Annotated in this window: 10 protein-coding genes; 7 read left to right on the top strand and 3 right to left on the bottom strand. The window is 31.4% G+C overall.

All coding sequences use genetic code 11. The features are described from left to right. Window positions 1-108 (bottom strand): MerR family transcriptional regulator (locus tag N4A57_RS07395; protein ID WP_293657225.1); only part of this gene is annotated, 108 nt, incomplete at its 3' end. Between the two features lie 651 nt (window positions 109-759). Here N4A57_RS07395 and N4A57_RS07390 point away from each other — a divergent pair. The 5 genes from N4A57_RS07390 (at window position 760) to typA (ending at window position 8,042) form a co-directional block, all read left to right on the top strand. Continuing rightward, window positions 760-1,563 carry a GGDEF domain-containing protein gene (locus tag N4A57_RS07390; protein ID WP_293657223.1) on the top strand — a complete coding sequence of 268 codons (804 nt, stop codon included), beginning with the start codon at window positions 760-762 and terminating at the stop codon, window positions 1,561-1,563. Between the two features lie 77 nt (window positions 1,564-1,640). After that, window positions 1,641-3,917: an ATP-dependent DNA helicase gene (locus tag N4A57_RS07385; protein ID WP_293657222.1), complete on the top strand. Its 2,277-nt coding sequence runs from the start codon at window positions 1,641-1,643 to the stop codon at window positions 3,915-3,917. Window positions 3,918-4,017: 100 nt separating this feature from the next. Continuing rightward, entirely contained in the window at window positions 4,018-4,851 is an 834-nt protein-coding gene (locus N4A57_RS07380) for a CvfB family protein (RefSeq protein WP_293657220.1), read from the top strand. Between the two features lie 121 nt (window positions 4,852-4,972). Further along, a complete protein-coding gene (locus N4A57_RS07375; protein WP_293657218.1) occupies window positions 4,973-5,959 on the top strand; it encodes a D-cysteine desulfhydrase family protein in 987 nt (328 codons plus the stop codon). A gap of 268 nt (window positions 5,960-6,227) precedes the next feature. After that, the gene (typA, locus tag N4A57_RS07370; RefSeq protein WP_293657216.1) at window positions 6,228-8,042 is read left to right on the top strand and encodes a translational GTPase TypA; all 1,815 of its coding nucleotides are present in this window, start codon (window positions 6,228-6,230) and stop codon (window positions 8,040-8,042) included. 138 nt (window positions 8,043-8,180) lie between these two features. On the opposite strand, the gene N4A57_RS07365 is transcribed toward typA, so the two are convergent. Continuing rightward, on the bottom strand, window positions 8,181-8,843 hold the full coding sequence (locus N4A57_RS07365; RefSeq protein WP_293657214.1) for an Hsp20/alpha crystallin family protein: 663 nt from the start codon (window positions 8,841-8,843) through the stop codon (window positions 8,181-8,183). 252 nt (window positions 8,844-9,095) lie between these two features. On the opposite strand from N4A57_RS07365, the gene N4A57_RS07360 reads away from it, so the two are divergent. Together N4A57_RS07360 and N4A57_RS07355 are read left to right on the top strand one after the other, a co-directional pair. Next, a complete protein-coding gene (locus N4A57_RS07360) occupies window positions 9,096-10,160 on the top strand; it encodes an SDH family Clp fold serine proteinase (protein WP_293657213.1) in 1,065 nt (354 codons plus the stop codon). Further along, complete coding sequence (locus N4A57_RS07355) at window positions 10,160-10,348, top strand: hypothetical protein (RefSeq protein ID WP_293657211.1); 189 nt, start codon at window positions 10,160-10,162, stop codon at window positions 10,346-10,348. Before N4A57_RS07360 ends, N4A57_RS07355 begins: the two co-directional genes overlap by 1 nt. Before the next feature lie 98 nt (window positions 10,349-10,446). Here N4A57_RS07355 and N4A57_RS07350 read toward each other — a convergent pair whose 3' ends face one another. Beyond that, window positions 10,447-11,850, bottom strand: coding sequence for a carotenoid oxygenase family protein (locus N4A57_RS07350; protein WP_293657209.1), 1,404 nt, complete (start codon window positions 11,848-11,850; stop codon window positions 10,447-10,449). Window positions 11,851-12,074: the final 224 nt, after the last annotated feature.

The raw sequence follows: 12,074 nt of genomic DNA, 5'->3' as shown, positions 1-12,074 counted from the left end.
ATCAGTTACATGTTGTGGAATGAATGAGCCTTTTTTATGCCAATCTCTTAATGTTTGAGGAGTTTTGCCTATTTCTTTAGCAAACTGACCTATTGAATAATACTTCATTAATTATCACCTCTATATAATGATAACAAATAATATAATATTATTCAATACATTTTTATAGATTTTTATAGATTCTACTTAACAGTTGCTAACCTCCCCATGTAAAATAAGAAATTAATTAAATCTAAATATGTTATTAAAGAAACTACATGATTAAATTCTACATTCTTGGGGAAAATCCTTTTTTAACATGTTAGCTATGACGAAAAAAAAGGAAATTTGTATAATTATGTAGAAATATATACGTATGAAAAGATCTGATACTACATAAGAACAGAAGGAGGATTGGAATTTTTTTATACTATGGATAAAATCATATTTCTAATAATTATATGTTTTTCTTTTTTGATTTTTTTCTTCACAATAACTTGTGAAAAACTGAATACAAACATTAGGGTCAGGGGAACTATGTTCTTTATACCATTTCTATTATGCTCTATTCCATTTGTATTTAATGAAAAGATTTATTTTTCTCAAATAGTATACATGGCTGAAGTTGTGTTAATGATCTCCATTAGTATGTCACTAATTTATAAATTTCGTAAAAATACCTATACAGTTGCACAAGGAATTATATTGATAGGAGCGATCTTATTAGGAATTATATTATACAGAATTCAATTAATAGGATTTTTTAATATATCCAGTATAATGAAAAGAATTTTTATAATTGCTATAATTTCCTTTAATATTCTTCTTGCAAATAAAGATGAGAAAATCTTTTCACAGGCTCTACTAAATTTATTAATAAGTGAAATTTTAATAATATTTGAAAGTATAAGAATTATTTCATATATATCAACTGTATTTAAGTGTATGGCATATTTTCATTTGTATATTTATTTTTTCAAAAAAGTTAATTTTACAAGTAGAAATAAAGAGAAAATCATAGAGAAGGAAAAAGGATTGTATAACAAATTTAGTAAGTTAGAATTTGAAAAGCAATTATTTTATATGAAACTTAAAAATGAAAGATTATTAAACCTGGCTCAGAGGGACGAACTTACCCAGGCCTATAATAAGAGAACCATATTAGACATTATTGAAAAATCCATTAAATCGAGAAAAAGGTTTTCTGTTTTAATGTATGATATAGACAACTTTAAAAAAATAAATGATGTATATGGCCATATAACAGGAGATAAGGCCATTAAAAATCTCGCACAAATTAGTAAGAGAAGTATAAGGGATGTAGATTCACTAGGTAGATATGGGGGAGATGAGTTTATAATAGTGCTACCAGACATATCCCACAAGGGTGCCATCCATGTGGCAGAAAGACTAAGGGATAATGTAAGCTGTGATAGTATACCAAGGTTTACTGTATCCATAGGAATTGCTTCTTATCCCAATGATGGAAAAACAGGGGATGAACTCATTGAAATAGCTGATAAGGGACTTTATATGTCAAAGGAAAAGGGGAAAAATGCCCTATCCCATGGAAGGATAATGTGAAAAAAATATATATGATATAATTTCATTGAGGTACAAGTATCAAAAAATATAAGGTGTGCCAGTGAAAAGGTGATAAAATGGGTAATTTTATAAAGATATCCGTAAGGGGATTAGTTGAATATGTATTAAGACGAGGTAGTATAGATTCTACCTTTGTTGGAACGAGCGTCCTTTTAGATGGAGTTCGTGCCCATCAAAAGATTCAGAGTGAGCAAGGGGATAATTATGAAAGTGAAGTATCTTTAAAGATGGATATATCTTATAAGGATTCCTTTTTTAAGATAGAAGGACGCTGTGATGGAATAATCAAGGAAGATGTAATTATTATAGATGAGATAAAGTCCACAAGGAGAGATCTTGAGTATATACAAGAAGATCACAATGAGGTATATTGGGGACAGGGAAAAGTTTATGCTTATATGTATGCTAAGGAAAATAATATTGAAAATATAAAGGTTCAATTAACCTATATGAATATAAATACACAAGAGGAAAAGAGATTCATAAAGGAATTTACTATAGATGAATTAGAAGAGTTTATTTATTATCTACTAGAAGAATATAAAATATATGCAGATCTTAGGATGGATATGGAAGAAAAGAGGGAAAATACCATTAAGGATTTAGAATTTCCATTCCCATCCTATAGGAAGGGTCAAAGGGAACTAGCCGTTAGTATTTATAAGACCATAAGAAATGAAAAAAGAATATTTGCAAAGGCTCCCACGGGAACGGGGAAAACCATATCCACATTATTCCCAGCCATAAAGGCATTAGGTGAAAATAAGATAGAAAAGATTATATATTTAACTGCTAAGACCATAACTAAAAAGGTGGCAGAGGAAACCTTAAATATATTATTAAGTAAGGGCCTAATTTGCAAAAGTGTAACTATTACGGCTAAGGAAAAAATTTGCTTTATGGATGAAGTGAATTGTAATAAGGAACACTGTCCCTATGCAGATGGATACTATAATAAGTTAAATAGGGCTATCATAGATATATTTGAAAATGAAAATATGATGGACAGGGAAACTATAGAAAAATATAGTGAGAAACATGGGGTTTGTCCCTTTGAATTTTCACTAGATTTATCACTATTATGTCCCATAGTAATCTGTGACTATAATTATTTTTTTGATCCTAGGGCATCCTTAAAGAGATTAAATGAAGAAAATAAAAACTCCTATGGAGTTTTAATAGACGAGGCCCATAATCTGGTGGATAGATCTAGAGAAATGTTTTCTGCCTCTTTAAATAAATCGGAGTTTTTAAATTTAAAGAGAAAGTTTAAAAACAAGGACAAGGATATACATAGACATTTGAATAAAATAAATTCCTATATGATAGATTTGAGAAAGGAAAGGGATGAAAAATCCTTTACTAAAAAGGAGAAACCAAAGGATATTAATAGATTTTTAAATGGATTTATAAGTAAAGCTGAAAAGTGGCTTATGGATAACAAGGGAGATGAAGATTATAAGGAAGCATTAGACTTATATTTTAATTGTAACTCCTTTGTGAGAATACTAAAGTTATACGATGAAAGATATATAACCTATGTGGAGAAAAATAAAAGTGAAGTTACTTTGAAGTTATTTTGCCTAGATCCATCCCATTTGTTAAGGGAAATCACTAAAAATAATAGGGCCACCATATTTTTTTCAGCCACATTATCTCCCATGAAATATTATAGGGAAGTACTGGGTTCAGATGAGGAAGATTATAATGTAATGTTGCCATCACCCTTTAATAGGGATAATATAAAGGTATACATAAATAGAGTTTCCACAAGATATAAGGATAGGGAAAATACTTATGAAAAAATAGTAAATACTATAAGTGATACCATAAATAATGAAACTGGAAATACCCTAATATTTTTTCCGTCCTATAGTTATATGTATAGGATCTATGAGATTTTCATAGAAAAGCATGGTCATATGAATATTATAGTTCAGGACAATCACATGAGTGAAGAGGAAAGGGAAGAGTTTTTAGAGGAATTTAGTAAGGATGAAAGGGTCATAGGTTTTGCCGTATTAGGAGGAATCTTTTCTGAGGGTATAGATTTAAGGGGAGAAAAACTAGAAGGGGTCATAATCGTAGGAGTGGGACTTCCGCAAGTTTGTTTTGAAAGGAATATTATTAAGGAATATTATGATGAAAATAATAAATGGGGATATGATTATTCCTATGTATATCCAGGAATGAATAAGGTTTTGCAAGCTGGAGGAAGGCTCATTCGTACTGAAAGGGACAAGGGATTTTTACTTTTAATGGATGACAGATTTTTAACTAGTAAGTATCAGAATATGATCCCCTATGAATGGAAAAACTTTAAAATAGTATAGATTTAAGGTTAGCAGTATATGGTTTACTATATAAACCCTTTATTAAAAAAAATTTCCATGTTATAATGAGTAGAAATTTAAGAATAAAAAGGAGACATTTATGATAGAGTTAGGTAAAATACAAAAGTTAGAGGTACTAAGGGATACATCTGTTGGTATGTATTTAAATGCTAAAGATGAACTAGATGATACGGGAGTACTTCTTCCTACAAAGCAGATTCCAGAGGGAACTGAAATTGGTGATGAGATAGAAGTATTTGTATACAGAGATTCAAAGGATAGAATAATTTGTACAACTAATCGTCCAAAGCTTACACTAGGGCAGATGGAATATTTAGAGGTGGTTGATACTTCTAAAATTGGAGCTTTCCTAGATTGGGGCCTTGAAAAGGATTTGTTCTTGCCATTTAAAGAGATGACTAACAAGGTTATAAAGGGAAGAAAGTATTTGGTTAGTTTATATATAGACAAAAGTGATAGACTTTCTGCCACCATGCATATAGGTGATTTTCTAGAGTTAGAAGGTCCTTTTAATCCAGGAGAAAAGGTAGATGGAATTATCTATGAGGTAACAAGGGAGAGAGCCTTAGTTGCCATAGATAGGAAATATCACGGAATCATATTAGGTCAAGATTTATATGGAGACTTTAGATGTGGTAATGAAATAAATGGTAGGGTAGTGGAAACTAGAAAAGACGGAAAGATTAGACTAAGTCTTAAAAAGTTAGCATTTAAGCAAATGGGAACGGATGCAGATATCATATTAGAAAGATTAAAGGAATATGGTGGAACCTTATATCTACATGATAAAAGTGATCCAGAGCATATTAAGGATGAGCTAATGATGAGTAAAAAGGCATTTAAAAGAGCTGTAGGAAAGCTTTTGAAGGAGAATAAGATAGAGTTTATTGAAGGTGGAATGAAGTTAAAATAGTAGTTAGTGTAAGGCAGTCATAGGGCTGTCTTATTTTTGTGTCATTTTATAAAGGAAACTGTAAGGATAAATAGAATATTAACTAGGGGGGATATAATCAATTATAAAAGGGGGAATAGGTATGAACATACCAGAAAAGTTAAGTTTAGGAAATTTTCCAACTAGGATAGAACCCTTAGAAAGATTATCAAAAGTATTAGGTGGACCTAATATATATATAAAAAGGGATGACCAAACGGGTATTGAAGTATCTGGTAATAAGGTGAGAAAACTTGAATTTGCAGTTAAAGAGGCCATAGATAGGGGATGTGATACCCTAATTACCTGTGGTGGTGTTCAGTCTAATCATTGTAGGGCCACAGCAGCAGTGGCTGCAAAGCTAGGCCTTAAGTGTTATTTAGTACTAAAGGGAAGTGAAGGTGAGGATTTAGATGGTAATTATTTCTTAGATAAATTATTGGGAGCTAAAATTAAGTTCATAAGTAAAGAAGAATATCAATATGATAGGGAAGAAATAATTAATAGCTTAAAAAAGAATCTAGAGAATAATGGATATAAACCATACATAATTCCCATGGGTGCTTCTAATGGGATAGGAAACTTTGGATATTTTAATTGTATGAAGGAAATTGAAGATCAAGAAAAGGAATTGGGAATAGATTTTGATGCAGTAGTTGTGGCGGTAGGTTCTGGTGGTACCTATGGAGGATTACTGTTATATAATAAATATAAAAATAGGGATTCTAAAGTATATGGTATAAACATATGTGACAATGCCTACCACTTTAAAAAAGTGATTAAGGAAATTATAGATGAAAGCTTAGAGTATGTGGAAGAACAAATAGATATTAGTGAAGATGATATAAACATTATAGATGGATATCCAGGCCTTGGATATGCCATTAGCCAGGATGAAGAATTGGAGTTTATAAAGTATCTAGCAAGGCTAGAGGGGGTAATACTAGACCCTGTTTACACGGGAAAGGCCATGTATGGACTTGCTAAGGAAATAAAAGAAGGAAATTTGAGGGAACACAAAAATATATTATTTATCCACACAGGTGGTTTATTTGGTATATTTCCTAAAAGGAATATGATGAAGTTATAAAGGATATGATAAATTCATATCCTTTGTTTAGGCATATTCAAAAAATAAATTAGTCATTTCACTGGTTATTTTAATTATTTTCTTCGTTATGGAATCGCTTGCATATGTTCAATATGCTCGCTCACCATGCCTTGAAAATAATCTAAATTCCTCAGGAAATTGACTAGTTTATTTTTTCATATGCCTTATTTTTATTTAAGGTTGTTATATGTTCAATAAAATGTTATATTTATAAGGTTGATAACAAAGAAGGGACGATTGATTTAATATGGCTAAAAAGAAAATAATGAATATAGCAGTAATGGCCCATGTTGATGCAGGAAAATCTACTTTAGTAGATGCATTACTTAGCCAAAGTGGAGTGTTTAGAGCAAATGAAGAAGTAGTAGACTGTATTATGGATAGTAATGACATTGAGAGAGAACGTGGAATTACAATCTATTCAAAAAACTGTGCAATAGAGCATAATGACATTAAGATAAATATAGTAGATACACCAGGACATGCTGATTTCTCATCAGAAGTTGAGCGTATTATAAAGACAGTAGATACGGCAATATTATTAGTAGATTCTAGTGAAGGACCAATGCCTCAAACTAGATTTGTATTAAAAAAGGCATTAGAAAGAGGTCTTAAACCAATCCTATTCATAAATAAGATTGATAAGAAGGATCAAAGGGCAGAGGAAGTTGTGGATATGACTTTTGATTTATTTGCAGAATTAGATGCAAATGAAGAGCAATTAGATTTCCCAATCGTTTATGGAATAGCTAAAGAGGGAATAGCTAAAAGGGAAATGGAAGATGAAAGTAATGATTTAAGTCCATTATTTGATCTTTTAGAAGAGCATGTGGATATTTATGAAGATAGGGACGATGATGATCTTCAATTACAGATTTGTTCTCTAGCTTATGATGATTATATAGGAAGACTAGGAATTGGTAGGGTAACTAGTGGTACTATAAAATCTGGAGCTACTCTATCCGTTTGTAAGCGTGATGGAAGTGTAGTAAATGGAAGAATAGCTAAATTATTCGTATACGAAGGTTTAAATAGAGTAGAGAAGAAGGAAGCTAAGAGTGGAGATATGGTAGTTATTGCTGGAATCAGTGATATATCCATAGGTGAGACTATCTGCGATAAGGATAAGCCAAAGCCAATGGAAATGATAGAAATACAGGAACCTACCCTAGCTATGAACTTCATAGTAAATGATTCACCTTTTGCTGGTAAGAGTGGAAAGTATGTTACTACAAGACATATTAAGGCAAGACTAGAAAAAGAATTAGAAGTAAATGTAGGTCTTAGAGTAGAAATGTTAGAAAGTCAAGATGGATACAAAGTATCTGGTCGTGGAGAACTTCACTTATCCATATTACTTGAAAATATGAGAAGAGAAGGATACGAAGTATCCGTATCTAAGCCAGAAGTATTAATGCAAAGAATAGATGGACAATTAAATGAGCCTATTGAGAGGGTAATTATAAATGTGCCTGATGATTATTCTGGAACTGTAATATCAAGATTAAATACTAGAAAAGGTATGCTTGAATTTATGGAAACGGATAACGGATATACTAGAATTGAATTCCTAGTACCAACAAGAGGATTACTTGGATACAGAAGTCAGTTCATAAATGATACTCGTGGAGAAGGAACTATAGTAAGGTCTTTCGAAAAATATGAGCCTTACAAAGGGGAAATTCCAGGTAGAACTAATGGTGTATTAGTATCTCAAGTAAAGGGAGCTACCATGTCTTATGCATTATATAATTTAAGTGATAGGGCAACTATTTTTGTAAATCCTGCTGTAGATGTATACGAAGGTATGATTGTGGGAATGAACAGTAGAAAGGATGATATGGTAGTAAATCCTTGTAAAAATAAAAAGCAAACTAACGTACGTGCTTCTGGTTCTGACGATGCTATAAAATTAGTTAAAGCTAAAGAATTTACTTTAGAGGAAGCATTAGAATTTATTGAAGAGGATGAACTAGTAGAAATTACTCCAGATTCAATAAGACTTAGAAAGAAAATATTAAATGAAAATGATAGAATAAAGGCTATGAGAAAAAATAGCTAATAAATAATATGTCTATTTAAGGCCTTAGAAATTAGGAATCTATACATTAAACTAATAAAAAAGGCAAAAGACAAGAAAAACCGCCATACTCTAGTGATTCACTAGAGTATGGCGGTTTTGTTTTCATTCTTTTCTAGACTACTTTGTTTGCATTGGTTGATGCATTGATTGATGGATTGGATCTGTACTTATAGTTGCTCTTTGTCTTGTGAATTTTTCAGCTTTTGGGCATCTTATTTCAACAACGCCACTTTCATAGTTAGCATCGATAGATTCTGCTCTAATGCTTGTTGGAAGGGCAACAGTTCTATTTAATACAACACTTTCATTGCCTGCCCATGCAGTACCAGAAATTGTAACAGAATTTTCAGTTACATTTAAGTTAATATTGTTTATTCCAAGATTAGAAACACTTGCAGTAACAACTACATCACTTGAAGTTTCAGAAATATCTATACCAGGTTGAATCATTCTGCTTCCAGCAAGACAAGTATTTGAATGAGGCCATGATCCACTTAAAACTTGATTATAATTACTTGCTGAAACAATTGGATTAAGTTGTCCTTGTCCCATGAAATTATAATTAGAGTTAATATTGCTTTCAAATTGTCCTGAATGCATTTGGTTTAGATTTTGAGCAGTTATACTGTTTAATCCGTAATTATCCATAGGGTTTACATTTGTACTAGGGATCAAGCTATAAGATACAGTAGTACCAATATTAGAAAAAGTTCTTGATACAGGAGTGAAACGTAATTGATTTGAAGCTGCTCTTAATTGTGGTTGATTTGCATTTAACATAAAAATGCCTCCTTAAATTTAATTTCTTTTTTCTTAATTAACATCCAAAACTATTATCAGCTTAGAGGGTCATATTTATTCATCCCATTATAAGAAAATATATTTTTTTTAATAAGAATATTTAATATTGTAAGTTCAAATAATATTTCTATTCTATAAATAGTAAAGAGATTGTAAAATGAGTTTCTAATTTTTTTTGTATTTTATCCTTAACTATTATTAGTCAATTATGAATTCAACCTATATGAAGTTATGGATAAGATAATCATTGTACATTTTGTAGCTTATTCATACAAATACCTAAGGAAAGGAATGTCTCTAATTATGGATTTTCAGGAGAAAAAAGAGTATCTAAAAGAAATATCCCGCATAAGAAAGTCTAATGTAATTTGTTATATAAGTGGAGATAGAAATAATGTGAGTACGAGAATAGCACCAGATATTATTCCAATATTTCATGAACACCTAGAAAGAATAGGTAATTCAGATAAAATTGATTTAGTCCTATTTTCAAAAGGTGGCGATGTATTGACGGCCTTAAGGTTGGTTCAACTATTATATGAATATACAAATAATTTTTCAGTTTTAATACCCTTTAAATCATATAGTGCAGGAACTCTAGTGGCATTAGGTGCTTCTGAAATAGTGATGACAAAAATGGCAGAACTAAGCCCTATTGACCCAAATGTTACTAGTGTATTTAATCCTCAGGATCCTAATAACCCTTCAGCCAAAATACCTATAAGTGTTGAGGATGTATACTCTTTTATTACAGTGGCCAAAGAAATAATCCCCGTGAGAAGCGAAGAGTGTTTAACTAGAGTATTCTCTCATCTCATAGATTCTGTTCATCCTTTAGCAATAGGTACTATTCATAGGACATATTCATTAATCAGATCAGTTGCAAAAAAGCTTCTTTTACTTCACATGGATGAAAATGAAGAAGAAAAAATCAACAAAATTATAGATAATCTTACTCAACAATTATTTTCCCACAGTTATATGATAACTAGAAGGGAAGCTAAAGAAGATATAAAACTTCCAGTAACTTTCAGTAGCGGCGAATTAGAAAGCATTATTTGGAATTTATACAAGAGTTATGAAAGTGAACTACTTTTAGAAAAAACCTTTATACCAGAAGAAAATGCAGACATGAATGGAAGATTTGCAGTGTGCTGCGGAATAATAGATAGCTTAAGTAGAACGGATGGATATACTTTTGAAGGAGTAATACAGAGACATCATGATCCAGGCGTGGCTAATAATATTAATATACTCCATCAAGGGTGGAAAAAGTTATGGGAGGAGAGAAAATAATGGATCATAATAGGAAAAACTATATAAGAATTAGCAAAGAGTCAGGATGTATAATAAGTAATTACAATATTGAAAATTATGATGAACAGGATGTTGTAATACCCTATGATACAAAATACAAAAGTGGAGAGTTTAGAATGCCTAGAAAAAGGGGTAGCTACACTAATAATATTGACCATAACCTTTAGGATGTAACCAAACTTTTAATGGAAAGGGGTGTGGGTAGGCCTATATTATGAACATGGAAATGAAAAGCACCTGAATGTATATCCAGGTGCTCTATTTTTTATTGAAAATATTCACCATGGGTACCAAGGGGAATAGCATATGGGACATATGCTCTGGCAATTTCACAAAAGGAAATTCCATCAAGGATCAGTAAATAGCTATGCTGTTTTATTGTATCAAGGACTAAAGAAAAGATAATTCCATCATCTTCTTTAGAAGAACCTGGCCTTGGAACAAATACAGGTTCGCCAGGAAGATTATTTTCTTTGTACCAGTATTTACATGAACTACTATTAATAGAAAACTTAACTAATCTAAGGGGAAAGCCATTAGAATTATGAGGATTTACACCATATATGTAGTTGTAACTTTTAGTACTATAATTTCTGTAGTTTATCCTAGGAAACTCAAGGGAATTTTTTAATAGGACATGACTTGTGATTCTATTGTTATTTAAATCTAGGCAATATCGTTTCATTTGTGGAATTGGAATTGAAAAATTACCTCCACGTAATTTATCTAGATACATGGATTTAATAATGGATGGGTCTTCATATGAAATCATATCAAGGATAATATTTCCCTTCTCTTCAAAGGCATTCACATGGTGAAAGGCAAAAAAAGGTTCTGTCTTGAAATTACCAACCAGTTTACCACTATTTTTATCTATTAGAAGAAAGGTTGTACCATGTTCTGGCTTCCAAAATAGATTATCTATAAAGGGAGTACCAGTTAGGAATAATCTAAAGGGGTCTATAAAAAGTGGAAACTCACTTAGAATAATATAGTTTTTGGTCATACCAAAACTATGCATATAAGCTGGCCTTTTTACGGGAATAGATGAAAGTATATTCCTTTTAATAGAACCACCTTTAATTGTGTAGATATTATAGGTACTTTTCATGGAAAAATTAGTTATATAATTAATTAGTTGGTTATTGTGGTAGTCAAATTTAGGGTGAGCTGTTGTCAAATGTCCCCTTATCTTATCATCATAGTGAAATGGCCCTAATGTGTCTAAAGTATGAAGATCAAATTCAAGGCGAGGAGGAGTCTCTGTCATGGCAATATGGCTTTTTCCTATTTTTGTAACATTAACACTGGCATTATCTGTGAAATGCCTAGTGGCATTTAAAAATATCCTATGGCCTAAGGGAAATTTAGGAATAGTAGCAAATTCAGCATATACAATTTTTCCTTTTTTTAATGAACTTTCAAAGGAATGGCCCCGTAGAAATTTATTAGTGTATGAAATTTTTTTATTTTCAAAGGAGAATTTATGAAGCATGGCTAAACCATCAAATAGGTGGTTATACTTTTCTTTTTCCACATGAAATTTTGATGGGCCATTGCGAACTAAAGTACCTGAAAGCCATTTTGGTATGGTTCCTTTCACTTGAAGGAATTTATTTTCAATCTCTTTGGTAAAGGTTTCAAAGCCTTCTTCTACATTTATTTTCATAAAATATACTTATAAACCCCCTGATCATTTTTTTATTGTAGCTTTTGTATATAGATTTATGGTTTATAAACTTGCTTTATGTGAGCCTATTTCAGGAAAATATATTGAAAATCTTTTCCACCCAAGTCCTTGTCACAAGCGAAAGTGTGAATCTTCGTATATAGGTTCACGTGTCATGTTGGAGTAGCATAGGATGTTGTGACGTTCCAGGGTTCCAAAGATTT

Source organism: Anaeromicrobium sp. (assembly GCF_025210435.1).
In the GTDB taxonomy this organism is placed as follows: Bacteria; Bacillota; Clostridia; order Peptostreptococcales; family Thermotaleaceae; genus Anaeromicrobium.
Note: the sequence above shows the minus strand (reverse complement) of the source record. Positions and strands in the feature narration are given on the sequence as shown.